18 protein-coding genes and 8 pseudogenes are annotated in these 24,539 nt (G+C 51.7%); 9 read left to right on the top strand and 17 right to left on the bottom strand.

Annotated features, from left to right (window positions below; genetic code table 11):
• Positions 1 to 62 precede the first annotated feature (62 nt).
• The 6 genes and pseudogenes from panS to ACWWJF_RS05735 form a co-directional block, all read left to right on the top strand.
• Positions 63 to 974, top strand: coding sequence for a ketopantoate/pantoate/pantothenate transporter PanS (panS, locus tag ACWWJF_RS05760; protein ID WP_455868915.1), 912 nt, complete (start codon positions 63 to 65; stop codon positions 972 to 974).
• Between the two features lie 349 nt (positions 975 to 1,323).
• Positions 1,324 to 1,665 (top strand): annotated as a pseudogene (locus ACWWJF_RS05755) (anion permease); the annotation flags it as partial.
• A gap of 100 nt (positions 1,666 to 1,765) precedes the next feature.
• A pseudogene (locus ACWWJF_RS05750) lies at positions 1,766 to 2,797 on the top strand (IS630 family transposase).
• Positions 2,778 to 3,266, top strand: a pseudogene (locus ACWWJF_RS05745) (anion permease); the annotation flags it as partial. The pseudogenes ACWWJF_RS05750 and ACWWJF_RS05745, both read left to right, overlap by 20 nt.
• Positions 3,267 to 3,390: 124 nt before the next feature.
• Positions 3,391 to 4,269, top strand: a complete 879-nt coding sequence (locus ACWWJF_RS05740) for an IS4 family transposase (RefSeq protein WP_455868914.1) — start codon at positions 3,391 to 3,393, stop codon at positions 4,267 to 4,269.
• 135 nt (positions 4,270 to 4,404) lie between these two features.
• Positions 4,405 to 4,902: pseudogene (locus ACWWJF_RS05735) on the top strand (IS4 family transposase); the annotation flags it as partial.
• Here the strand turns inward: ACWWJF_RS05735 and ACWWJF_RS05730 are convergent.
• On the bottom strand, positions 4,867 to 5,106 hold the full coding sequence (locus ACWWJF_RS05730) for an antiterminator Q family protein (protein ID WP_455870950.1): 240 nt from the start codon (positions 5,104 to 5,106) through the stop codon (positions 4,867 to 4,869). The pseudogene ACWWJF_RS05735 and the gene ACWWJF_RS05730 overlap by 36 nt on opposite strands.
• Before the next feature lie 232 nt (positions 5,107 to 5,338).
• On the opposite strand from ACWWJF_RS05730, the gene ACWWJF_RS05725 reads away from it, so the two are divergent.
• Positions 5,339 to 6,507 (top strand): IS3 family transposase gene (locus ACWWJF_RS05725; protein WP_455868913.1). Its coding sequence is split into 2 segments (ribosomal slippage): positions 5,339 to 5,594 and positions 5,594 to 6,507, totalling 1,170 coding nucleotides; the frame shifts between segments, so codons are not numbered across the junction.
• A gap of 6 nt (positions 6,508 to 6,513) precedes the next feature.
• On the opposite strand, the pseudogene ACWWJF_RS05720 reads toward ACWWJF_RS05725, so the two are convergent.
• The 5 genes and pseudogenes from ACWWJF_RS05720 to ACWWJF_RS05700 all read right to left on the bottom strand — a co-directional run.
• Positions 6,514 to 7,269: pseudogene (locus ACWWJF_RS05720) on the bottom strand (helix-turn-helix domain-containing protein); the annotation flags it as partial.
• Positions 7,270 to 7,363: 94 nt separating this feature from the next.
• The gene (locus ACWWJF_RS05715) at positions 7,364 to 7,582 is read right to left on the bottom strand and encodes a hypothetical protein (protein WP_455868912.1); all 219 of its coding nucleotides are present in this window, start codon (positions 7,580 to 7,582) and stop codon (positions 7,364 to 7,366) included.
• Between the two features lie 9 nt (positions 7,583 to 7,591).
• A complete protein-coding gene (locus tag ACWWJF_RS05710) occupies positions 7,592 to 8,170 on the bottom strand; it encodes a hypothetical protein (RefSeq protein ID WP_455868911.1) in 579 nt (192 codons plus the stop codon).
• A gap of 183 nt (positions 8,171 to 8,353) precedes the next feature.
• Entirely contained in the window at positions 8,354 to 8,956 is a 603-nt protein-coding gene (locus ACWWJF_RS05705) for an ORF6N domain-containing protein (RefSeq protein WP_455868910.1), read from the bottom strand.
• Positions 8,957 to 9,189: 233 nt separating this feature from the next.
• Positions 9,190 to 9,807 carry a hypothetical protein gene (locus tag ACWWJF_RS05700; protein ID WP_455868909.1) on the bottom strand — a complete coding sequence of 206 codons (618 nt, stop codon included), beginning with the start codon at positions 9,805 to 9,807 and terminating at the stop codon, positions 9,190 to 9,192.
• A gap of 409 nt (positions 9,808 to 10,216) precedes the next feature.
• Between ACWWJF_RS05700 and ACWWJF_RS05695 the strand changes: the two genes are divergently transcribed.
• The gene (locus ACWWJF_RS05695; protein WP_455868908.1) at positions 10,217 to 11,257 is read left to right on the top strand and encodes an IS481 family transposase; all 1,041 of its coding nucleotides are present in this window, start codon (positions 10,217 to 10,219) and stop codon (positions 11,255 to 11,257) included.
• Positions 11,258 to 11,316: 59 nt separating this feature from the next.
• Here the strand turns inward: ACWWJF_RS05695 and ACWWJF_RS05690 are convergent.
• The 10 genes and pseudogenes from ACWWJF_RS05690 to ACWWJF_RS05645 form a co-directional block, all read right to left on the bottom strand.
• Positions 11,317 to 12,456 (bottom strand): annotated as a pseudogene (locus tag ACWWJF_RS05690) (IS4 family transposase); the annotation flags it as partial.
• A gap of 431 nt (positions 12,457 to 12,887) precedes the next feature.
• Positions 12,888 to 13,052 (bottom strand): helix-turn-helix transcriptional regulator, encoded by a 165-nt coding sequence (locus tag ACWWJF_RS05685; RefSeq protein WP_455870949.1) that lies wholly within the window; start codon positions 13,050 to 13,052, stop codon positions 12,888 to 12,890.
• Positions 13,053 to 13,236: 184 nt separating this feature from the next.
• A protein-coding gene (locus ACWWJF_RS05680; protein ID WP_455868400.1) for an IS3 family transposase occupies positions 13,237 to 14,405 on the bottom strand; the annotation gives its coding sequence in 2 pieces (ribosomal slippage) (positions 13,237 to 14,150 and positions 14,150 to 14,405; 1,170 coding nt in all).
• A 43-nt stretch (positions 14,406 to 14,448) separates the two neighbouring features.
• On the bottom strand, positions 14,449 to 14,559 hold the full coding sequence (locus ACWWJF_RS05675; RefSeq protein ID WP_455868907.1) for an IS1 family transposase: 111 nt from the start codon (positions 14,557 to 14,559) through the stop codon (positions 14,449 to 14,451).
• Positions 14,560 to 14,599: 40 nt separating this feature from the next.
• Entirely contained in the window at positions 14,600 to 15,010 is a 411-nt protein-coding gene (locus ACWWJF_RS05670) for a class I SAM-dependent methyltransferase (protein WP_455868906.1), read from the bottom strand.
• A 275-nt stretch (positions 15,011 to 15,285) separates the two neighbouring features.
• Complete coding sequence (lpdA, locus tag ACWWJF_RS05665; protein WP_455868905.1) at positions 15,286 to 16,710, bottom strand: dihydrolipoyl dehydrogenase; 1,425 nt, start codon at positions 16,708 to 16,710, stop codon at positions 15,286 to 15,288.
• A gap of 216 nt (positions 16,711 to 16,926) precedes the next feature.
• Entirely contained in the window at positions 16,927 to 18,516 is a 1,590-nt protein-coding gene (aceF, locus tag ACWWJF_RS05660; RefSeq protein WP_455868904.1) for a pyruvate dehydrogenase complex dihydrolipoyllysine-residue acetyltransferase, read from the bottom strand.
• A 13-nt stretch (positions 18,517 to 18,529) separates the two neighbouring features.
• Positions 18,530 to 21,193 carry a pyruvate dehydrogenase (acetyl-transferring), homodimeric type gene (aceE, locus tag ACWWJF_RS05655; RefSeq protein WP_455868903.1) on the bottom strand — a complete coding sequence of 888 codons (2,664 nt, stop codon included), beginning with the start codon at positions 21,191 to 21,193 and terminating at the stop codon, positions 18,530 to 18,532.
• 169 nt (positions 21,194 to 21,362) lie between these two features.
• The gene (pdhR, locus tag ACWWJF_RS05650; protein ID WP_455868902.1) at positions 21,363 to 22,127 is read right to left on the bottom strand and encodes a pyruvate dehydrogenase complex transcriptional repressor PdhR; all 765 of its coding nucleotides are present in this window, start codon (positions 22,125 to 22,127) and stop codon (positions 21,363 to 21,365) included.
• A 663-nt stretch (positions 22,128 to 22,790) separates the two neighbouring features.
• Positions 22,791 to 22,886, bottom strand: a pseudogene (locus tag ACWWJF_RS05645) (IS1 family transposase); the annotation flags it as partial.
• A 57-nt stretch (positions 22,887 to 22,943) separates the two neighbouring features.
• Here ACWWJF_RS05645 and ACWWJF_RS05640 point away from each other — a divergent pair.
• Positions 22,944 to 23,978 (top strand): IS630 family transposase, encoded by a 1,035-nt coding sequence (locus ACWWJF_RS05640; RefSeq protein WP_455870938.1) that lies wholly within the window; start codon positions 22,944 to 22,946, stop codon positions 23,976 to 23,978.
• A gap of 8 nt (positions 23,979 to 23,986) precedes the next feature.
• Here the strand turns inward: ACWWJF_RS05640 and ACWWJF_RS05635 are convergent.
• Positions 23,987 to 24,516, bottom strand: a pseudogene (locus ACWWJF_RS05635) (IS1 family transposase); the annotation flags it as partial.
• Between the last annotated feature and the right edge of the window lie 23 nt (positions 24,517 to 24,539).

Genomic DNA, 24,539 nt, shown 5'->3' with positions numbered 1-24,539 from the left:
AAAACCGGCCCCTGGGTCGGTTTTTTTATCTGGACCCTCATAGTGATAAGGATAGATATTTTATGCTCGCCATGTTGACTCGGCTGTTTCCGTTATGGGCCGTTTTGCTCTCTGTTGCCGCCTATGCTTCACCAGACACCTTTACCGGCATCAGCCCTCATATCAGCACGCTGTTGATGCTCATCATGTTCGCCATGGGCGTGACCTTGCATAAGCGGGTGCTCACGCGCCCGGCCCCGGTTGCCGCCGGGATATTCCTGCATTATCTGGTGATGCCACTCGCCGCCTGGGTGTTGGCGCGCGCGTTTAACATGCCGCCTGACCTCTCGGCAGGCATGGTGCTGGTGGGCAGCGTTGCCAGCGGCACGGCGTCAAACGTGATGATCTACCTGTCTAAAGGCGATGTCGCCCTGTCAGTCACCATTTCGTCCATCTCGACACTGGTTGGCGTGTTTGCTACGCCGCTGCTGACCCGACTGTATGTTGATGCCGCCATCAGCGTGGACGTGATGGGCATGTTGCTCAGCATCCTGAAGATCGTGGTGATCCCGATCGGCGCAGGTTTGATTGTCCACCACCTGTTCAGCGGTGTGGTAAAACGCATTGAGCCCTATCAGCCAATGCTTTCGATGGTGTTTATTCTGGCAATTATCAGCGCCGTGGTCGCAGGCAGCCAGAGCCATATCGCATCCGTCGGTTTTATGGTGATTATTGCCGTCATCCTGCACAACGGTATCGGCCTACTGGGTGGCTATTGGGGCGGCCGACTGTTCGGCTTTGACGAGTCCACCTGCCGCACATTGGCTATCGAAGTCGGCATGCAGAACTCCGGCCTTGCCGCAACGCTGGGCAAGATGTACTTCTCTCCGCTCGCCGCTCTGCCCGGCGCGCTGTTCTCGGTGTGGCACAACCTGTCCGGCTACCTGCTGGCAGGCTACTGGTCAGGAAAATCGTTGGAAAAAGAGAAGCGATAACCAGTCTACCCACCTGCGCGCGAAAGCGCGTTGGTGGGTATGTTAAATAAATAGAAAAAATCATTTGCACACTGGTTAACGAGACCCTATTCAGGTATTTCGCGCTTTTTTTACTCTCCCCGCACGGCATCTGCCTTTGTCATATTTTGTCACACTTAAAATGTGACGCGCTTCACATAATTATTTAACTAACAATATTTATAAAAACCGATTCAAATCAATAAGCGTGTCATTTTCATCCCGCGTTTTATAGCAGTGCGACTATGATCGCTGATAACCCTATAACCCTTAGGGATTACACTGATTGCAGCTCCTCCTTCAGACACCTATCAAGTTGTAAGGAAAACGGATGAAGACCAAAACGTCATATGGCCTGAATTGGCTTGCTTTGGCGATTATTCTACTTATCGCCGCCTTTTTCTGGCACCAGTCCCCACCAACCGACCTCAGCGCTCCCGCCTGGCATTCCGCAGTGATTTTTGTCGCCACCATCATATCTATCGTGGCTAACGTGCTTCCCATTGGTGCCATCGGCATCATCAGCATGACGCTGTTTGCGCTGACGGCCGCCGCAGGCGATACCAGCGCCAGCGGCGCTATTCAAACCGCGTTAAGCGATCTGAACAGCTCCCTGATTTGGCTGATCGTCGTGGCATTTATGATCGCACGCGGCTTTATCAAAACCGGACTAAATAACTGTTCCGAATAGTAGATCACCTGAAGGGAACTCAGTCCGAGTTGAGCGATCTGAGCAATCGATAAAGCTCCCAAATCATCAACCGGACTGAGCGATGTCGAGCATAGCACCGATACCCCGTAACGAACGACGCCTGATGAAGAAAACTCTCCATAAAACGCGTGACAAGAATCACGCCCGCAGGCTGACCGCCATCCTGATGTTGCACCGGGGCGAGCGCGTGAGCGATGTCGCCAGAATGCTTTGCTGCGCCCGTTCGTCAATCGGCAGATGGATTAACTGGCTCACCCTGTACGGCATTGAAGGCCTCAAATCTCTGCGGCCCGGTCGTGGCCGTCGCTGGCCGTTTGAACAGATCTGCGCACTGTTAATCCAGCTCGTAAAGCGTTCCCCTCATGATTTTGGCTATCAGCGTTCGCGCTGGAGCACGGAACTGCTAGCGATAAAAATCAATGAGATAACCGGTTGCCAGTTGCATGCTTCCACGGTGCGCCGTTGGCGGCCTTCTGCCGGTCTGGTGTGGCGACGCGCAGCTCCTACGCTGCGTATCCGCGACCCGCATAAGGAAGAAAAAATGGAGGCCATCGCGATGGCGCTGGAACAATGCAGCGCGGAACATCCCGTCTTTTACGAAGACGAAGTGGATATTCATCTGAATCCCAAAATTGGCGCGGACTGGCAGGTTCGCGGGAAGCAGAAACACATCGTGACACCGGGCCAGAACGAGAAATATTATCTGTCGGGTGCATTACACAGCGGGACGGGAAAAGTCAGCGATGTTGGAGGAAGCAGTAAAATTTCGTGTTTGTTTATCAGTATGTTAGAGCATCTGAGAGCAACGTACAGACGGGCAAAAACGCTCACGCTGATAGTTGATAACTACATTATTCACAAAAGCCGGGAGACGCAGCGCTGGCTGGAAGAAAACCCGAAATTCAGGGTTATTTATCAGCCGCTGTACTCACCATGGGTAAATCATGTAGAGCGGTTATGGCAGGCGTTGCATGAAACCATTACCCGCAATCATCAATGCTGTTCAATGTGGCAGTGACTGAACAAGGTTCGCCGCTTCATGGAAACCGTCAGCCCGTTTCCCAGTGGAAAACATGGACAGGCAAAAGTGTAGCGGTATTAGGAACAGCTATTTAGGCCGACGCATCGCATTACAGATGATCCGTCTCTTGGGAAAGAGGACGCTGGGACTGGCCTACGGCTTGGCCTTCGCCGATCTGGTGTTGTCACACGCCATGCCAAGCAATACGGCACGCTGCGGCGGTGTGATCTACCCCATTGCTGACTCACTGGCGCGCAGTTTCGACTTTAAGCCGGAAGATGCCTCGCGCAGTAAGATAGCGACGTTTCTGGTAGTCTGCATCGGCAACGTCAACGATATTACCGCCGCGCTGTTTATGACCGCCTACACTGGCAACCTGCTGGCAGTAAAACTGGCTGCCAATGCCGGCGTGCACATCACCTGGGGCAGTTGGTTTCTGGCCGCCGTGGTGCCGTGCCTGATCTCCCTGATGATTGTTCCACCGCTGGTGCTGTGGCTGACCAAACCGGAAATCCGCCACACGCCTGATGCACCTAAACTCACTTCGTTATACACAAGTCCGCAACGCCTTATATGCCAAGGGTTAGCGGGCTGAAATAGGCAGCCGGTGGGGTTGTAAATGAAGTGAAACCGACGTGTACTATCGCCATTTACGGCGCTGAAAAATGACACGAAATTCAGATGGCTGGGCACACCAAGAACTGGAAGGGGTAAATCTTGGTGACACGAGGCTCAATAAGCGCGCCAAAGGGCTTTTGATACGGCTGGCTGAGAATCCGCAAGCCAGCATTCCGCATGCGTGCCTCGGATGGCCTGAGACGCTGGGTGCTTACCGCTTCATGGAGAACCAAGCATTCGAATGGCGAGACATTCTGCAACCTCACTGGCAGCGTACGCAGGAAAGGAGCCGAGAACACGAGGTTGTGCTGTGTATCCAAGACACTACCGAGCTTGACTTCAACGGGCAGCAAATCCAAGGCTTGGGTCCCTTGAACTACGAAGCCAGGCGTGGTCTGTACCTGCATCCGACCTACGCGGTCAGTCCGGATCGCGTGGGGTTGGGCGTACTGGATGCGTGGATGTGGGCAAGAGAGCCGAAGGATGCAGACGGAAAACGCGATGGGATCAAGGAGAGTACGCGCTGGCTCGAGGGATACGAGCGAGTTGCTGAACTCGCCTCGGAGTTGCCAAACACACGTCTGGTGTACTTAGCCGATCGCGAAGCGGATATCAAGGCGTTGATGCAGCTCGCTGATGACCTTGGCACTCCGGCTGACTGGTTGATCCGCTCGACTCATAATCGCAGTCTGGACTGTAATGAGAAGCTTTGGCAGAAGGTTGGAAAGACCGTGCCGGTGGGAGAAATCCAATTCGTTATGGCGGCTCGCGCGGGGCAGAAGGTGCGTACGGTGAAACAGGCGCTGCGCGTGAAGCGAGTGTCGCTGCGTTGCGGGTTGGCAGTGACTTGTGTGATAGCCAAGGAAATTGAGCCGCCAGCAGGCGTGAAGCCATATCGTTATACACATCTTTTGGCCATTTTTTGAACAGGATGCTCAGAACCCCGTGAATTAAGGCATTCAAGCCATCCCATTGGCTTTTTGAGGTTCAAAATGCCACTCTGAGATAAACCCGTAACTCATTGATTAAACAGTGCGTTAGAAAGATGTGTATAACGATATGGCGTGAAGCCGGTCGAGTGGCGGTTGCTGAGCAATCGCGTACCTTAAGGACGAGAAGATATCGTGGAGCTGATCGACTGGTATCGGGCTAGATGGGAAATCGAGATGTTCTTCAATGTGCTGAAGAACGGCTGCTGTGTCGAAGCGTTACAGTTATCGACCGTGGATCGCATTGAGCGGGCATTGGCGCTGTTCATGATCGTGGCATGGCGCATCGCCTATTTAATGCGTATGGGACGAACCTGTCCAGAGCTGGACGCAATGTTGTTCTTTGATTCCGACGAGACTCATGGAGCTTACCTACTGATGAACAAGCGTATGCCCAAGGGCCGCCCTAAGCTAAACGAAGTATTGCGCTTAGTTGCGCAACTCGGAGGCTTTCTTGCTCGAAAAGGCGACGGTGAACCAGGCGCAAAAACTATCTGGAAAGGCTTGCAGAAAGTCATGACGGCCGCCGAAACGCTACGCGCGCTCAGGCACGAACAGAGATGTGTATAACGAGGTGAGTTTATCCATCTCAAGGGTGATATCAGCCATCGCAAGGCAACCCTCGACAAAGCCCTCAGCAGCCTGTAGCCGCTTGATGAGCGTTGTCCGTGAGATACCGAGACAGTTAGCAATGGTGCTTACTGAATAGCGTTTTAAGTAATACAGATGGATAAGTTGATGGTAATAACGGTTGTAATTTTTTAAACGCCGGATAGCCGCATCTATCTTTATATGTATTAGCTCAGACCTGATCTGACAGTTACCGGTTATTTATACAGGTGTCTGTCAGATTAAATCTGGTTCAGATTTTTTTTCTGCCCAGACTCGTTTACCATCAAGTAACGTGGCCATTGGCGTACGCCCGCAGCACATTGTAGTGGCACACTGATACTGGCCACCTGATCGGAGGTGATATGCTCACCTCATCAACACGACAGGTGACCTCATGGGTAAACATTTTACGGCGGAATTTAAGCTCGAAGCCGCAAAGCTGGTTGTCGACCACGGCTACACATACGTTAAGGCCGCAGAGGCGGTTAATGTCAGCCATTCTGCCATTAGTCGCTGGGTCAATAAGCTTCGCCTTGAACGACAGGGAAAAACGCCAACGGGACTTCCTCTTACCCCTGAACAGCTCGAGCTGCGTGAGATGAAGAAAAAAGTCCAATGCCTTGAAATGGAGAACGAAATCCTAAAAAAGGCTACGGCGCTCTTAATGTCGGACTCACTCAACGGTTCACGGTAGTCGACAGGCTGAGGGCGCGATACCCGGTCACGGCGTTGTGCCAAACTTTTGAGGTACATCGCAGCAGCTACAGGCACTGGCAGGCTTCCGCTAATGAACCCGACGGTGAGCGCGTGGTTAAGTGTAGTCGCGTCATGGAAGCCTGGAACGCCAGCGGCGGCTCTGCCGGCGCTCGAAGTATCGCGACCATCGTCACCGGCAGCTCTGGTGTCAAAATGGGGCGCTGGCTGGCTGGCAAGCTGATGAAGGAGCTGGGTATCGCCAGCTGCCAGCGACCGGCTCACAAATACAAACGCGGCGGCAATGAACACGTTGAAATACCGAACTATCTCAACCGCCAGTTCGCGGTTACCGCGCCGGATCAGGTCTGGTGCGGCGATGTGACCTACATCTGGACGGGCAAATTCTGGGCTTACCTTGCGGTGGTGCTAGACCTGTTCGCCCGCAAACCGGTGGGCTGGGCCATGTCGACGTCGCCGGACTCGGCGCTGACAGTTAAAGCGTTGCAGATGGCCTGGGAACTCCGGGGACAACCAACAGGAGTCATGTTCCACAGCGACCAGGGCAGCCACTATACCAGCCGTCAATACCGGCAAGCCCTGTGGCGCTGCCGGATAAAGCAGAGTATGAGTCGGCGGGGTAACTGCTGGGATAATGCGCCAATGGAGCGGTTCTTCCGCAGCCTGAAGACAGAATGGGTGCCGACAAAGGGTTACAACAGCTTCAGCGAAGCCCAGGACGCGATTATCCGCTACATCACGGGGTATTACAGCGCTATCCGGCCTCACTGGTATAACGGCGGCTTAACTCCAAACGAATCTGAGCGACTGTTCTACATACAGTCTAATGCGGTGGCCAATATTAGTTGACCACTACAAGTACAGCTGATAGTCATATTGTTCCACTTTACCGCAGTACTCCGTCCCCCTGTCCGTCAGTATTCTTAGCATTGGCAGCCCCTGAGCTTCGTAGAACGGCAGCACGCGATCATTGAGCAGGTCGGCGGCAGAGATCGGTGCTTTACTCGTGTAAAGCTTGCAGTGCGCCACTTTCGAGTACGTATCCACGAACGTCTGCTGGTAGATACGGCCAACACCTTTCAGATTACCCACGTAGAAGGTGTCCTGCGACCCCAGATAACCCGGGTGAACAGTCTCTATTTCACCACAGGCTTCGTCGTCGTGCGCCTTCTTCTCCAGTGCAGCGATTTGAGCATCAGTAAGTACGATGCCTTCTCTGGCAACTTTTTCCTCAAGTGCCTTCAGGCGCTTACGAAAGTTTTCCAGATCGTGTCGTTGCCAGATGGAGCGCACACCGCTGCCAGAAATGAAGACGCCTTTTTTACGCAGCTCATTACTGGTCCGGTGCTGGCCATGAGCCGGGAACTCAATGGCGTAATCAACAACCGCACGTTCAGTGGCTTCATCAGCACGGTTTTTCAGGTTGGGAACCCGGCGGTTTTGGTTAACCAGTGCGTCAATGCCGCCTTCTGCCGCCAGTTCCTGATAGCGATAAAACGTGTCGCGTGACACCCCCATGATTTTACAGGCTTTTGATACGTTACCGAGTTCTTCGGCGAGATTGAGCAGGCCGGCTTTGTGTTTGATGATGGGATTGTTAGTATGAAGCATGAGAGTTACCTCGTGTTTTGTATAAGGATTCGACACCCATATCAAAACCGGTAACTCTCAACCTTTCAAGGTCCAGTGTCAGATCAAGTCGCGACTAATACAGATAATTAAGTTTCAAGGCGCTCAACCCGTAAGCGTCTATCAGGTCACGCACCCCGGATACGCCGCCGATAATCTCTACGACAAACCGCTGTCCTGCTACATCGACAACGAAGTAATCACCATCCGTTTCAAATTTCATCGCTTCATACACTGCCGCTGCATACTGGTTAGCCAGCGCATTAAGGCGGAAGTTTTTTGTTATCAGTGCCATATTTCCCCCTCAGTGTGTGGTTGGCGCTTCCGGCATCCCGGATTCGTTCAGTTCTTTGATAAAGCTATCGTGCAACTCGGATAGCACCTTGCGCCCCATCTCGGAGAGGCCGCCGTTTTCATCACGCATTGCTGCATAGAACCGGATGGCGTTCATGGTTCCCTGTTCAGGGCCGTATTTCTTAATCAGCGCCCCCTCAATGTTGTTAGCCATCGCGAAGCGTTCAGTGGACAGATAAAGGTTCATCGCGCCATATTCGCCCTGATAAACCGCACATTCCCGGTACTCGCCCGGATTCCACTCAACGGTAACGGTGCCGTTTGCCTCACGTTGCTCATAGTCGAAGGCGTAAGCAATCAGCCAACGCCACAGCAGTAGGGCGTCATGGTGGCTATAGGGGCTGTCGGATTTACACCATTTGATAATGATGGCGAGTGCCAAATCGAGGTCGTCATCCCACTCCCCTGCATCAAGGCGCGTCATGGCATCGGCGTAGGGTATGAGGTCTACATGCTCGTACAGGCGCTCAGCGGTGTGTTGCGAGATGTTGATGCCGTCCGGGGTATTCTCGACGTGATAGCGGCTCATGCGGCGTCCTCCATCACGGCAGCCAACGTGCGGCTAACTTCACAGTTGAGGTCACACGCTATAATGAGTAAGTCAAGGAGAACCGGAGATACTTTCTCATCATTAGCCTTGTCAATAATGACTTCATACAGTGAACAGGCTGCACTTGCACGGAATGCTGCGGTATCGAGAGGAATAGGTGTGTTACGCATAGGCCACCCCCTTCGCAAAGTCGCCCAAATCACAGATAGAAATCTGATGCAGGTCAATTAATGTCCTGATTGCCGGGCGTATCTGCTTTAATTCCTTGCGGCGTAATGTCATGGCGGCACTACCGGGCTTACCGTGACCGAAGGAAGATTCTTTCTCGGCCTTGGCAACGATGTGCTGTGCTTTCTCCGCTGGCATCTCGCGTAACTCTTCAAGGCTGGGTATCTCGACGTGGCGGAGTTCGCCTAAGGTGTTGCGGCGGAAGTAGATATTGACCAGTTGCTTCTGTACGTCCCATGAAAGATCATCGCGAAATGATTTCACTAGCATCAAATACCCGGACTCGGTGAGTGTAGTCAGCCCACGGTTAGGCACCGAAATCCCAAAAGAACGTAAAACGTTTTTTAGGGATGCAGGAATGAGCACGTAATCTTCATCACAAACAAAATGTGACCGATGAACATTGAATGCCCGCTTTGCCGTCCTTTTAGGGCGACCATGCACTTTGTCAATAATCATGGCAAAGGTGACGACGCGTTTACCTTGGTACTCGACGACAGGCATGGCGGTGTTCTGAATGGCAACGAAGTTAGACATGAGCCCCCCCCTGAACGGTAACGATGTTCGTTATGGCTGAAAGTGGGGTGATTTTGACCATACCTTGCACGGGTTGACGACCAGCCCATATCAGGCGGCTGTCTTTGAACAAGGCGATGAAGGTGCGGCGGTCTTGGCGTGTGAACGACACTTTGCCATAAGGCGTGGTCGAATAGCACGGGACGATCCAATATGTTTCTAGAAATTTAGGGCGAGTTTGGGTATGCTGATGCTCAGCCGTAACTGTTACTCCTATTAACGGTTTGGTTAGACGCCTCAGTAGTGGTTCCAAGCACTCTGAGGCGTTGCACATTATAGTATCCTGACTTGATACTGTGCGCACAGATTAGATCTTTCTGTGCGCATATGTCAATACTTACATTGCCACATTTTTTGCTGTATTGTGGGTGCACATAAAACTCGCTGCATTGAGGTAAAAGTGTGTCCAGTGGCAATACCAATAACAAATCAGCAAAGAAGAACATCCGTTTTCCCCATGAACTGATCGATGAAATTGATGCCAGTGTGGAGCGGGAAAAAATAGAGAATCCCAGCGCTAATTTTTCGTCATGGGTGATTGATGCTTGTGGACGCAAACTCAAATCAGAGAAAAAGAAGTTGCCGAAGACCTGACCCAGCGCCTCGCCATACCAAAGGGTGGCACTGCGAATGCTGCCCTTCTTCTCTACCGTTGCCAGCACATCTTCTAAAGTACGAAAATCGTTCTTTTGAACATGTCGGGGTCTTAAAGACCCCAACCCCTGCTGATTTTGCGAGTTACCTATGGTAACGCACAAAGTTTGAGCAGTATCTGGTGACTGCACAAATGCCGATTCAGGCTTGATATTCAATAGGTTGTCTGCACACCCCCCCCACCATATGAGCGGAAGCTAACCCATTGATTGCATTGCGAGAGGTCACAGTGCCCCCCCCACATGGAGCTACGGTGCTGGCGATATTTTGCGCTCCCCGATTCTGGGGAACTCAAATGGGTGCCAGAATCACATTTACCGGAAGTCTTTGATTTCTCAGAGGTCATCGATACAGTGACCTCGGCACTATCCGAGCTCGCCACTTTGACTGAGCTAAATATTAAGCTTAGTAGGCCAGCCAAGGAGAAGGCTTCTTTCTGGCTGGCATATCCCAAGTCTGCTAATCTGTATTAGTCGCGACTTGATCTGACACTGGACCTTGAAAGGTTGAGAGTTACCGGTTTTGATATGGGTGTCGAATCCTTATACAAAACACGAGGTAACTCTCATGCTTCATACTAACAATCCCATCATCAAACACAAAGTCGGCCTGCTCAATCTCGCCGAAGAACTCGGTAACGTATCAAAAGCCTGTAAAATCATGGGGGTGTCACGCGACACGTTTTATCGCTATCAGGAACTGGCGGCAGAAGGCGGCATTGACGCTCTGGTTAACCAAAACCGCCGGGTTCCCAACCTGAAAAACCGTGCTGATGAAGCCACTGAACGTGCGGTTGTTGATTACGCCATTGAGTTCCCGGCTCATGGCCAGCACCGGACCAGTAATGAGCTGCGTAAAAAAGGCGTCTTCATTTCTGGCAGCGGTGTGCGCTCCATCTGGCAACGACACGATCTGGAAAACTTTCGTAAGCGCCTGAAGGCACTTGAGGAAAAAGTTGCCAGAGAAGGCATCGTACTTACTGATGCTCAAATCGATGCACTGGAGAAGAAGGCGCACGACGACGAATCCTGTGGTGAAATAGAGACTGCTCACCCGGGTTATCTGGGGTCGCAGGACACCTTCTACGTGGGTAATCTGAAAGGTGTTGGCCGTATCTACCAGCAGACGTTCGTGGATACGTACTCGAAAGTGGCGCACTGCAAGCTTTACACGAGTAAAGCACCGATCTCTGCCGCCGACCTGCTCAATGATCGCGTGCTGCCGTTCTACGAAGCTCAGGGGCTGCCAATGCTAAGAATACTGACGGACAGGGGGACGGAGTACTGCGGTAAAGTGGAACAACATGACTATCAGCTGTACTTGGCTATCAACGATATAGACCATACGAAAACGAAAGCGATGTCTCCGCAGACAAACGGTATCTGCGAGCGCTTCCATAAAACTATTTTGCAGGATTTTTATCAGGTTGCGTTCCGTAAGACGTTATACGAGGACCTAGAAAGTCTACAAAAGGATCTGGACAACTGGTTGTGGCATTACAATAATGAGCGAACTCATCAGGGTAAAATGTGCTGCGGGCGTACGCCAATGGCCACGTTACTTGATGGTAAACGAGTCTGGGCAGAAAAAAATCTGAACCAGATTTAATCTGACAGACACCTGTATAAATAACCGGTAACTGTCAGATCAGGTCTGAGCTAATACATCAGTAGGTAAGCGCCATGAGTCTCGTCGGAATCAAAGAACAACATTGCGTCCAGCTCTGGACAGGTTCGTCCCATACGCATTAAATAGGCGATGCGCCATGCCACGATCATGAACAGCGCCAATGCCCGCTCAATGCGATCCACGGTCGATAACTGTAACGCTTCGACACAGCAGCCGTTCTTCAGCACATTGAAGAACATCTCGATTTCCCATCTAGCCCGATACCAGTCGATCAGCTCCACGATATCTTCTCGTCCTTCAGGTACGCGATTGCTCAGCAACCGCCACTCGACCGGCTTCACGCCTGCTGGCGGCTCAATTTCCTTGGCTATCACACAAGTCACTGCCAACCCGCAACGCAGCGACACTCGCTTCACGCGCAGCGCCTGTTTCACCGTACGCGCCTTCTGCCCCGCGCGAGCCGCCATAACGAATTGGATTTCTCCCACCGGCACGGTCTTTCCAACCTTCTGCCAAAGCTTCTCATTACAGTCCAGACTGCGATTATGAGTCGAGCGGATCAACCAGTCAGCCGGAGTGCCAAGGTCATCAGCGAGCTGCATCAACGCCTTGATATCTGCTTCGCGATCGGCTAAGTACACCAGACGTGTGTTTGGCAACTCCGAGGCGAGTTCAGCAACTCGCTCGTATCCCTCGAGCCAGCGCGTACTCTCCTTGAGCCCATCGCGTTTTCCGTCTGCATCCTTCGGCTCTCTTGCCCACATCCACGCATCCAGTACGCCCAACCCCACGCGATCCGGACTGACCGCGTAGGTCGAATGCAGGTACAGACCACGCCTGGCTTCGTAGTTCAAGGGACCCAAGCCTTGGATTTGCTGCCCGTTGAAGTCAAGCTCGGTAGTGTCTTGGATACACAGCACAACCTCGTGTTCTCGGATCCTTTCCTGCGTACGCTGCCAGTGAGGTTGCAGAATGTCTCGCCATTCGAATGCTTGGTTCTCCATGAAGCGGTAAGCACCCAGGGTCTCAGACCATCCGAGGCACGCATGCGGAATGCTGGCTTGCGGATTCTCAGCCAGCCGTATCAAAAGCCCTTTGGCGCGCTTATTGAGCCTCGTGTCACCAAGATTTACCCCTTCCAGTTCTTGGTGTGCCCAGCCATCTGAATCCCGTGTCATTTTTCAGCGCCGTAAATGGCGATAGTACACGTCGGTTTCACTTCATTTACAACCCCACCGGCTGCCTATTTCAGCCCATATCGTTATACACATCTTTCTAACGCACTGTTTAATCAATGAGTTACGGGTTTATCTCAGAGTGGCATTTTGAACCTCAAAAAGCCAATGGGATGGCTTGAATGCCTTAATTCACGGGGTTCTGAGCATCCTGTTCAAAAAATGGCCAAAAGATGTGTATAACGATATGATTTCAGCCCGCTAACCCTTGGCATATAAGGCGTTGCGGACTTGTGTATAACGAGGTGTGCTAATCCCTCCGTTTCAATCGTAGGAATGCTGCACTGGAATATATCGCTCACTTTATTTAAGGCGTAGGGATACCCGTCCCGGTTATTACCGGAAATTACCGTTAACATGGCTAAACCTTATTTTTAATTGGCGGTAGGTTGCTTGTTTTTGCTTAAATCCCTGACAGGCGGATCTTGCATCCAATGCAATACTTCGCTCAAGCGCCACGCATTCGAGGTTGCTCCGAGTTTAATTCGTTTGGGAAAACGTCCTTCCTGTTCCCATTTCCACGCACTGATTTTTCCTATTGCGGTAAGCTTATGCCTTTAATCTTCACGAATAAAACGTTCGTAGGGTTCGTTGACGGAATTAAGCAACTTGCGGCGCTCTTCTTCCGTGGGATAAACGTATTGATGAACCATTCAATTATCTCCATGCCTCAGTATTTTCAAGTATGTTTTCAAAGTTAGATGAGGAAGTAAATTGTAGTGGTCAACTAATATTGGCCACCGCATTAGACTGTATGTAGAACAGTCGCTCAGATTCGTTTGGAGTTAAGCCGCCGTTATACCAGTGAGGCCGGATAGCGCTGTAATACCCCGTGATGTAGCGGATAATCGCGTCCTGGGCTTCGCTGAAGCTGTTGTAACCCTTTGTCGGCACCCATTCTGTCTTCAGGCTGCGGAAGAACCGCTCCATTGGCGCATTATCCCAGCAGTTACCCCGCCGACTCATACTCTGCTTTATCCGGCAGCGCCACAGGGCTTGCCGGTATTGACGGCTGGTATAGTGGCTGCCCTGGTCGCTGTGGAACATGACTCCTGTTGGTTGTCCCCGGAGTTCCCAGGCCATCTGCAACGCTTTAACTGTCAGCGCCGAGTCCGGCGACGTCGACATGGCCCAGCCCACCGGTTTGCGGGCGAACAGATCTAGCACCACCGCAAGGTAAGCCCAGCATTTGCCCGTCCAGATGTAGGTCACATCGCCGCACCAGACCTGATCCGGCGCGGTAACCGCGAACTGGCGGTTGAGATAGTTCGGTATTTCAACGTGTTCATTGCCGCCGCGTTTGTATTTGTGAGCCGGTCGCTGGCAGCTGGCGATACCCAGCTCCTTCATCAGCTTGCCAGCCAGCCAGCGCCCCATTTTGACACCGGAGCTGCCGGTGACGATGGTCGCGATACTTCGAGCGCCGGCAGAGCCGCCGCTGGCGTTCCAGGCTTCCATGACGCGGCTACACTTAACCACGCGCTCACCGTCGGGTTCATTAGCGGAAGCCTGCCAGTGCCTGTAGCTGCTGCGATGTACCTCAAAAGTTTGGCACAACGCCGTGACCGGGTATCGCGCCCTCAGCCTGTCGACTACCGTGAACCGTTGAGTGAGTCCGACATTAAGAGCGCCGTAGCCTTTTTTAGGATTTCGTTCTCCATTTCAAGGCATTGGACTTTTTTCTTCATCTCACGCAGCTCGAGCTGTTCAGGGGTAAGAGGAAGTCCCGTTGGCGTTTTTCCCTGTCGTTCAAGGCGAAGCTTATTGACCCAGCGACTAATGGCAGAATGGCTGACATTAACCGCCTCTGCGGCCTTAACGTATGTGTAGCCGTGGTCGACAACCAGCTTTGCGGCTTCGAGCTTAAATTCCGCCGTAAAATGTTTACCCATGAGGTCACCTGTCGTGTTGATGAGGTGAGCATATCACCTCCGATCAGGTGGCCAGTATCAGTGTGCCACTACATTCGCGCTTAGTTGGACTAAGGCCATGTCGATAAACTTTATCTGAATGGCAGCGAGGGCAATGAACAAAAACAGTAACCACGTGGAAACCTCAAATAGCGGCAGAATATCACAAAAGCCAACTATTTGAAGGCATTACCAAATTTCTCATAGTGGCTTTCATCTATTGCTGAAAGATACGTTATTCCTTTACCGGTTTCCTCTTCTTTCTTTTTTGCAAAACGTAACATCCCCTCTGATATATCATAACCAAAAACCTTTGCGGCACCTTTTTCATGAAGCCAGCGAGTAATAATACCGGGCCCACAACCAAAATCCAGAACGGTTAATCCGGTGAGATTGCCCAGTAATTTCTCCAATGTAGGAAGTTCAAGCTGATGGCGATAAGGCAATAAGAACAAATTCTCATAAAGCTCTGCGTAGTCATCAAACGTTGTCACATCGAAATGTTGTGCTGCTGGCGGTAAATCAGCGTGTGGCATTATTCTATTTTTATTTTTCATTGAAAAACTTCCTTCATACTTATCAGTCAATTATCTCCATCACCGCCGCTTTAGCATCGCGCTAATAAGACAGTGAATACAAAGGAGGCTGAGTTATTAAAGAAAACGACCACCGAAACTATAGCGATATGCTTTATGTATAGTTTTAGAGAAAAAATTAGCAAGCATTTTGCTAAAAATAGATGTCTGGAGAGAATAGGAGCTTTTATAACAATCGATTACGTGGTTAGGGGCGAGATGATAAAGATCGATAAAAAAAATCCGGCGTCTGAGCGCCGGATTTTCATGCCTGCAAACCTGAAAACTTATTTTTTCTTCGCTTTCGGGTTCGGCAGATCGGTGATGCTGCCTTCGAACACTTCAGCCGCCAGGCCAACAGATTCGTGCAGCGTCGGGTGGGCGTGAATGGTCAGCGCGATGTCTTCCGCATCACAGCCCATTTCGATCGCCAGACCGATTTCACCCAGCAGTTCGCCGCCGTTGGTACCGACAATCGCGCCACCAATAACACGGTGCGTTTCTTTGTCGAAAATCAGTTTGGTCATGCCGTCCGCGCAGTCAGAAGCGATGGCACGGCCAGACGCCGCCCACGGGAAGGTAGCCGTTTCGAAGCTGATACCTTTCTCTTTCGCTTCTTTCTCTGTCAGACCAACCCATGCAACTTCCGGTTCGGTGTAGGCAATGGACGGGATCACTTTCGGATCGAAGTAATGTTTTTTGCCCGCGATAACTTCAGCGGCCAAGTGACCTTCATGCACGCCTTTGTGCGCGAGCATCGGCTGACCGACGATATCGCCGATAGCGTAAATGTGCGGCACGTTGGTACGCAATTGTTTGTCAACGTGGATAAAGCCACGCTCATCAACTTCAACGCCCGCTTTACCGGCATCGAGGTTTTTACCGTTCGGCACACGGCCGATAGCCACCAGCACCGCGTCATAACGCTGCGGTTCAGCAGGGGCTTTCTTGCCTTCCATCGAGACGTAGATACCGTCTTCTTTGGCTCCTACCGCCGTGACTTTGGTTTCCAGCATCAGGTTGAATTTCTTGCTGATGCGCTTGGTGAAGACTTTAACAATGTCTTTATCCGCAGCCGGGATCACCTGATCGAACATTTCAACCACATCGATCTGAGAGCCCAGCGCATGGTACACGGTGCCCATTTCCAGACCGATAATACCGCCGCCCATGACCAACAGACGTCCTGGAACGTTTTTCAGTTCCAGCGCATCGGTGGAATCCCAGACGCGCGGGTCATCATGAGGAATAAACGGCAGCTGAATCGGACGAGAACCTGCGGCAATGATTGCGTTATCAAAGTTGATCACGGTTTTGCCTTCGGCACCGTCAACTTCCAGCGTATTCGCACCGGTAAATTTACCCAGACCGTTGACCACTTTCACTTTACGGCCTTTCGCCATACCGGCCAGACCGCCCGTCAACTGGGTGATAACTTTCTCTTTCCACAGACGGATCTTGTCGATGTCGGTTTGCGGTTCGCCAAACACGATACCGTGCTCCGCCAGCGCTTTCGCTTCTTCGATAACTTTTGCTACGTGCAGCAACGCTTTAGAAGGGATACAGCCCACGTTCAGACACACACCACCCAGCGTGGAGTAGCGCTCTACCAGTACGGTTTCCAGCCCCAGGTCCGCGCAGCGGAACGCCGCAGAGTAACCAGCAGGGCCAGCACCCAGTACCACTACCTGAGCTTTAATTTCTGTACTCATCATGACCTCTTAATTGATTTCCGGCGGGTCTGTGACGTCATTATTATTGAGTCTTAACGCCCTCTTCCACCGGGACGTGTCTTTTGCCGCTGTAGTTTACAAAATCGTTAACAATTTTGAAACAACAAGCGACTAACGATTTGTCCTTAATCACTGACAGCTGTAGCAAATAACAGCTTATCAGAAAAAAGCCAACCGTAAGGCCGGCTTTTTCGATTACATAACCAGGCGGCGGATGTCAGACAAGGTGTTGTTGATGATGGTGATAAAGCGAGCACCATCAGCACCGTCAATGACTCGGTGGTCGAAGGACAGAGAGATCGGCATCATCAGACGCGGCGTAAACTCTTTTCCATTCCAGACCGGTTCCATCGCAGATTTGGACACACCCAGGATAGCCACTTCCGGCGCGTTGACAATCGGCGCGAAGTGCGTGGTACCGAGGCCACCAATACTGGAGATGGTGAAGCAGCCACCCTGCATTTCGCCCGCAGTCAGCTTGCCATCACGGGCTTTCTTGGAGATAGCCATCAGCTCGCGAGACAGCTCGATGATGCCTTTCTTGTTCACGTCTTTAAACACCGGAACCACCAAACCATTCGGCGTATCAACGGCAACACCGATGTTGATGTATTTTTTAAGCGTCAGACGTTGAGCATCTTCAGACAGCGAGCTGTTGAAACGCGGCATCTGCTCAAGCGCAGTCGCAACGGCTTTCATGATGAACACCACTGGGGTGATCTTCACGTCAAGTTTGCGTTTTTCCGCTTCTACGTTCTGCTGTTTACGGAACGCTTCCAGATCGGTGATATCGGTTTTGTCAAAGTGCGTAACGTGCGGGATAACCACCCAGTTACGGCTCAGGTTGGCACCAGAGATCTTCTGGATGCGACCCAGTTCAACTTCTTCCACTTCACCGAACTTGCTGAAGTCCACTTTCGGCCACGGCAGCAGACCTGGCAGAGAACCACCAGTCGCAGCGCCCGCAGCAGGTGCAGATTCAGCGCGTTTAACCGCGTCTTTTACGTAAGCCTGGATGTCTTCGCGCAGGATACGACATTTACGGCCACTGCCCTTCACTTTCGCCAGGTTTACGCCAAACTCACGCGCCAGACGGCGGATAACCGGCGTTGCGTGAACATAAGCATCGTTTTCAGCGAACTCACCTTTGGCGTCTGCCTTGGCAGCAGCCGGTGCAGGTGCAGCGGCTTTCGCCGGTTGCGCTGCCGGAGCGGCTTCTTGTTTGGCGGCCGGAGCAGCAGGCGCAGCGCCTTCCACTTCAAACACCATGATCAGCGAGCCGGTTTTCACTTTGTCGCCGGTGTTGATTTTGATCTCTTTCACCACGCCCGCGAACGGTGCTGGCACTTCCATGGAAGCCTTGTCACCTTCCACCGTGATCAGCGACTGCTGAGCGCTCACGCGGTCACCCACTTTCACCATGATTTCAGTAACTTCAACTTCATCACCGCCGATATCCGGCACGGCCACTTCTTTCGTCGCGCTGGCGGCTGCCGCGGGGGCAGGGGCAGCGGCTTTGGTTTCCGCCGGAGCCGGTGCCGCAGTTGCCGCACCCTCAGCGTCGAAGACCATGATCAGTTTGCCCGTCGCCACTTTATCGCCGACAGCCACTTTGATCTCTTTCACCACGCCAGCCTGAGGAGAAGGCACTTCCATGGAGGCTTTGTCGCCTTCCACGGTAATCAGCGACTGTTCAGCTTCTACTTTGTCGCCCACCTTCACCATCACCTCGGTGACTTCAACTTCATCTGCACCGATATCCGGTACGTTGATTTCGATAGCCATTACTCTTTCCCTCTTATGCTAAGCGCGGGTTAACTTTTTCAGGATCGATGTTGAATTTCTTGATGGCTTCAGCCACCACAGAAGCTTCAACTTCACCGCGTTTAGCCAATTCGCCCAGTGCGGCAACTACTACGTAGGAAGCGTCCACTTCGAAGTGGTGACGAAGGTTTTCACGGCTGTCAGAACGACCGAAGCCATCAGTACCCAGTACGCGGTAATCGCTGGCCGGAACGTAAGTACGTACCTGCTCGGCGAACAGTTTCATGTAGTCAGTGGACGCAACAGCCGGTGCATCGTTCATCACCTGAGCGATGTACGGTACGCGCGGTGCGTCGGTCGGGTGCAGCATGTTCCAGCGTTCGCAGTCTTGACCATCGCGCGCCAGTTCCGTGAAGGAAGTTACGCTGTAAACATCGGAACCGATGCCGTAGTCGTTGGCCAGAATCTGTGCCGCTTCACGAACGTGACGCAGGATAGAACCCGAGCCCAGCAACTGAACCTTGCCTTTCGCGCCCGCTACCGTTTCCAGTTTGTAGATACCCTTACGGATACCTTCTTCCGCGCCTTGCGGCATGGATGGCATGTGGTAGTTTTCGTTCAGCGTGGTGATGTAATAGTAGACGTTTTCCTGCGCTTCACCGTACATACGCTCCAGACCGTCCTGCATGATCACAGCCACTTCGTAAGCGAAGGACGGATCGTAGGAAATACAGTTCGGGATGGTCAGCGACTGAATGTGGCTGTGACCATCTTCGTGCTGCAAACCTTCGCCGTTCAGCGTGGTGCGGCCAGAAGTACCGCCGACCAGGAAGCCGCGTGCCTGTTGGTCACCCGCTGCCCAGCACAGGTCGCCAATGCGTTGGAACCCGAACATAGAGTAGTAGATGTAGAACGGGATCATCGGCAGGTTGTTGGTGCTGTAAGACGTTGCCGCCGCCAGCCAGGATGAGCCTGCACCCAGTTCGTTGATGCCTTCCTGCAAGATCTGACCTTTCAGGTCTTCTTTGTAGTAAGCCACCTGCTCACGGTCCTGCGGGGTGTACTGCTGGCCGTTCGGGCTGTAGATACCGATCTGGCGGAACAGACCTTCCATACCGAAGGTACGCGCTTCGTCAGCGATGATCGGAACCAGACGATCTTTGATCGACTTGTTCTTCAGCATCACGTTCAGGGCACGCACAAAGGCGATGGTGGTGGAGATTTCTTTGGTTTGCTCTTCCAGCAGAGAGCTGAAGTCTTCCAGCGTCGGCAGTTCCAGTTTCTCGTCGAAGTTCGGCTGACGAGACGGCAGGTAACCACCCAGAGCCTGACGGCGCTCATGCAGGTATTTGTATTCATCAGAATCTTTGTCGAAAGTGATGAACGGCAGCTTTTCGATGTCAGCATCGGCCACCGGCACATTGAAGCGGTCGCGGAAGTAACGCACGCCGTCCATGTTAACTTTCTTGACCTGGTGAGCGATGTTTTTGCCTTCTACCGCATCACCCATACCATAACCTTTGATGGTGTGCGCCAGAATAACGGTCGGTTTGCCTTTGGTGTCTTGCGCTTTTTTCAGTGCAGCAAAGACTTTCTTCGGATCGTGACCACCGCGGTTGAGAGCCCAAATCTGATCGTCGCTCCAGTCGGCAACCAGCGCAGCCGTTTCCGGGTATTTGCCGAAAAAGTGCTCACGCACGTAGGCACCGTTTTTGGATTTGAACGTCTGATAGTCACCGTCAACGGTTTCGTTCATCAGTTGGACCAGTTTACCGCTGGTGTCTTTACGCAGCAGTTCGTCCCAACGCTCGCCCCACATGACTTTGATCACTTGCCAGCCAGCACCACCGAAGATGCCTTCCAGTTCGTTGATAATTTTGCCATTACCAGTAACCGGTCCGTCCAGACGTTGCAGGTTACAGTTGATAACGAAGAGCAGGTTGTCCAGTTTATCGCGGGTCGCGATGGTGATAGCCCCCTTGGATTCCGGCTCATCCATTTCACCGTCGCCCAGGAAGGCGTAAATGGTTTGTTTGGACGTGTCTTTCAGACCACGGTTTTGCAGGTATTTCAGGAATTTAGCCTGATAAATAGCACCAATTGGACCCAGACCCATGGAAACGGTCGGGAACTGCCAGAAAGTCGGCATCAATTTCGGGTGCGGATAAGAGGAAAGCCCCTGGCCGTGTACTTCCTGACGGAAGTTGTTCATCTGATCTTCGGTCAAACGCCCTTCCAGGAAGGCACGTGCATAGATGCCCGGAGAGATATGGCCCTGGAAATACACCAGATCGCCGCCATCCTGTGCACTGCGTGCACGGAAGAAATGGTTAAAACACACTTCGTAGAAGGTCGCGGAAGACTGGAAGGACGCCATATGGCCACCCAGTTCCAGATCTTTCTTGGATGCGCGCAGCACGGTCATGATGGCGTTCCAACAAATAGCGGAACGAATGCGGCGCTCAAGGTCCAGGTTACCCGGATAGGCGGGTTCGTCTTCCACAGCAATGGTGTTTACGTAGTTGCTAACGGCACTGCCTGCCCCTACGTTTACGCCACCCTTGCGCGCTTCTGACAATACCTGATCGATCAGGTACTGCGCACGTTCAACACCCTCTTCACGGATAACCGATTCGATCGCCTGTAGCCAGTCGCGAGTTTCGATCGGATCCACGTCATTATTAAAACGTTCTGACATGGTGTATTCCTTATCTGTTTCTAATCAGTTAATTTTCTGGAGCCTGTCTTGCTGTACTCTGTCATTGTCGTCATATCACCGACGGCTGCCGTATCATCGACAGTTGTCAAAGCACAGTAAGACAGGTCCAATCTCGTCATTTACGCGTTAAACGCCCCAATCAGAGCGCTCAATCCTTGCGTTGCTGGAGCCGACGTAGCGAACGCTCTCTTCGGCTATGTTCCCGGTTAAGATCCAGCAGTACTTCCTCAATAAACGCCAGATGACGATGCGACGCTTCGCGTGCCTTTTCAGGTTCGCGAGCGACTATCGCCTCAAAAATCCCGGCGCGATGACTGCTTACCTGGGCCAGAACTTCTCGGCTCAGGTACAACAATTCAAAATTCTGCCGCACGTTCTGTTCCAGTAACGGTCCCATACAGCGTAGCAAATGTAGAAAAACCACATTGTGCGTTGCTTCTGTGACAGCCACTTGATAATGCATAACGGCTTCTGACTCCGCGACCAGATCGCCCGAAGCACGCGCCTGCTCAATCTGGGTATGGCACTCACGGATGCGCTGGAAATCTTCTTCCGTACCACGCAACGCCGCATAGTAGGCAGCAATGCCTTCCAGCGCATGACGGGTTTCCAGCAGATCAAATTGAGATTCAGGATGGGTGCTCAGCAGTTCCGACAACGGATCACTCACGCTTTGCCACAGGTTGTTCTGGACAAACGTTCCCCCACCCTGACGACGTAGCAGCAGGCCTTTTGCCTCCAGACGTTGGATGGCTTCTCGCAAAGAAGGACGGGAGACATCAAACTGTTTCGCCAGTTCGCGCTCCGGGGGGAGTTTCTCGCCAGGGCGCAAGGTTCCTTCGAGGATCAAAAACTCCAGCTGTTGTTCAATCACATCTGACAGTTTGGGCTGACGGATCTTGCTATAGGCCATGGTAAGTGTTTCTCTGCGAAGTGCGCGGAGTCAATTGGTAATACCAATTTCAAAAACGTGACGCTAAAGTAACAAAGTATTCACCTTCTGTCCATACGAACGTTGCGCTAAATCATCTTCTCCACCAGATTTTAACAATTGCACGATCCGATTAGGTCAAAACCCTATATTTAATAGCAAGTAGCGGCTTCAATCCTATAAATGTTTTAACTTTTATGAAACGAAAACCAGTCGATGCTGAACCGTTCAACCTGCAATAAAATGAATAAAAATTCATTTTATTTAAATTAAAAATCAAAGGAAGACCATGACATTGGAGCTGATGATACTTATTGTTAACATTCTTCTTTTTCCGAATGGTGATATTTTCAGCAACAAAAACCTATACACAACATCACCACCCTCCTCACTTTTGCCGATAAAAATCAGCTATCACCCATCAATTTTACTCTCTCGATTTGACGATTAACATTGTTAATCGCCACGTCATAGGCCATTGATTTCATCTTGAAGTTGGTTAGGTGATCGGCCGTCTTTTCTGCACGCTTGATGTAAGTGCTGTACTTTGCATGATACGCATCAATAGATTGGATGATGTCACTTATCAATGCCGTTCGGCCAGAGACACCCCATCATGGGTCTCTTTTTTGGTAATGACTCCAATTAGTAGAACATGTGTTTTTCGATGAAGGCTCCGATGACTTTTTCGTGGATCTCGACGGAGCGCGAGAAGCAAATCGTTTTACGCGCCAGTCGTTTATACTCGTAATCATTGAAGATGCTTGATTTTCCATGAACAATACCCATTTCATGGTTATGAACATTCATCCCACTGAAGAGCAGAAAAAAAAGTTAAGGAATCTTCACCAAACAAGTCGTGACCATCATGTGCGCGATCGGATACGGTGTGTCCTATTGTCTGCCGATGGCTGGACGCCAGGAATGATTGCACAATCGCAACTTATTCACGAAACCACGGTACGCCGTCATCTAAATGATTGGCTAAAGGGTGAGAAACTTGCGCCTGAGAATGGCGGCTCTGATAGTCATCTCAGCGAAGAGCAAACCGCTGAACTCACCACATCTCTGACGAACAACCTTCTTCCCACTACACAGGCTATCATTGAACAGGTTGTTGATTGGTGGGGTATCCGCTACACCGTTCCGGGAATGACTAAATGGCTGCACCGCAACGGCTTCAGTTATCGAAAGCCTGTCGGTATCCCACATAAATTCAGTGCAGAAGCGCAGCAGGCGTTTGTGGAAACCTACAACGAGCTGAAACAAAAAGCCGGTGACGATGAACCCATCCTGTTCATCGATGGCGTCCACCCGACACAGGGAACAAAACTGGCATATGGCTGGATGCCTGCGGGAAAAAAATCTCAGCCAGTGGAAACCACCGGTAGTCGTACCCGTCTGAACATCATGGGAGCCCTGAACCTGAACGACATCGGCAGCACGGTGGTTCGGGAGTACGACAGCATCAACAGTCTCAATATCGCCCGCTTTTTTATCGCCATCCGGGAAACTTACCCGATAAGACAGAAGGTGCATATCATACTCGACGGAGCGGGTTACCACCGGGCGGAGCTGGTGAAAAAGTGGGCATATGTGATGAATATCGACCTCCACTATCTGCCGCCTTACAGCCCGAATCTGAACCCGATAGAAAGACTGTGGAAAGTGATGAATGAAAAGGTGAGAAACAACCGCTACTTCGCTTCACCAAAGGCGTTTCGGCAGGAAATACACCACTTCTTCCGCAATATATTACCGGGACTGGCGGGGGGCTTGTCGCGCAGGATTAATGACAACTTCCAGACGCTGAAAAATGCAACTTCAAGTTAATCGAGTATAATGCGGGTACGGAGCGTCAGGTTATTGCGCTCTATGCGTTGCGTGAAGATCTTGCCAGTCAGATGTTTCTGCTTCGGAACCTCTCTTGCATAGCTGCCCCAGTTGTCACTGGTAATCATGCCGATGTTGAACGGTGTCAACAGAGCCAGCAATTCACGGCAGGTCTCATCGGTTCGGGGGCCAAAAGTGTAGGCCAGAACACCGCCCGTTTTGGTATTGTAAGCGTACCAGAGCCAGTGCTGTAGCGCCTGACTGCCAACGAAGCTCCATTGCTCATCAAGTTCACAGATAAGGGCGACGTCGGCGTGAGCAACGGGAGAAGACGTTATCCTGCGGGGCGAGAGCTTTTTAAAGCCCGGATGACCGTATTGATGCCTATTTTCAACGTTCTGGCGGTATCGCGAACACCGGCACCGTTGAAGGCCATATCAACGATCTGCTCTTTGACTCCCGGCTTTCGCGCTTCATAGCGGTAGGTAAGCTGGAATACACGGCGACAGCACTGACACGGCTTTGTTGAATAAATCAGAACTTGTAACGACTGTGCCCCAG

The organism is Symbiopectobacterium sp. Eva_TO, from assembly GCF_053848865.1.
This window is presented reverse-complemented; position numbering and strand designations above follow the sequence as displayed.

Excerpts from the sequence above, each read along its gene's own strand:
- panS (WP_455868915.1), top strand. The coding sequence starts at position 63 with ATGCTCGCCATGTTGACTCGGCTGTTTCCGTTATGGGCCGTTTTGCTC.
- ACWWJF_RS05740 (WP_455868914.1), top strand. The coding sequence starts at position 3,391 with ATGACACGAAATTCAGATGGCTGGGCACACCAAGAACTGGAAGGGGTA.
- ACWWJF_RS05715 (WP_455868912.1), bottom strand. The coding sequence starts at position 7,582 with ATGGCACTGATAACAAAAAACTTCCGCCTTAATGCGCTGGCTAACCAG.
- ACWWJF_RS05710 (WP_455868911.1), bottom strand. The coding sequence starts at position 8,170 with ATGAGCCGCTATCACGTCGAGAATACCCCGGACGGCATCAACATCTCG.
- ACWWJF_RS05705 (WP_455868910.1), bottom strand. The coding sequence starts at position 8,956 with ATGTCTAACTTCGTTGCCATTCAGAACACCGCCATGCCTGTCGTCGAG.
- ACWWJF_RS05695 (WP_455868908.1), top strand. The coding sequence starts at position 10,217 with ATGCTTCATACTAACAATCCCATCATCAAACACAAAGTCGGCCTGCTC.
- lpdA (WP_455868905.1), bottom strand. The coding sequence starts at position 16,710 with ATGAGTACAGAAATTAAAGCTCAGGTAGTGGTACTGGGTGCTGGCCCT.
- aceF (WP_455868904.1), bottom strand. The coding sequence starts at position 18,516 with ATGGCTATCGAAATCAACGTACCGGATATCGGTGCAGATGAAGTTGAA.
- aceE (WP_455868903.1), bottom strand. The coding sequence starts at position 21,193 with ATGTCAGAACGTTTTAATAATGACGTGGATCCGATCGAAACTCGCGAC.
- pdhR (WP_455868902.1), bottom strand. The coding sequence starts at position 22,127 with ATGGCCTATAGCAAGATCCGTCAGCCCAAACTGTCAGATGTGATTGAA.
- ACWWJF_RS05640 (WP_455870938.1), top strand. The coding sequence starts at position 22,944 with ATGAACATTCATCCCACTGAAGAGCAGAAAAAAAAGTTAAGGAATCTT.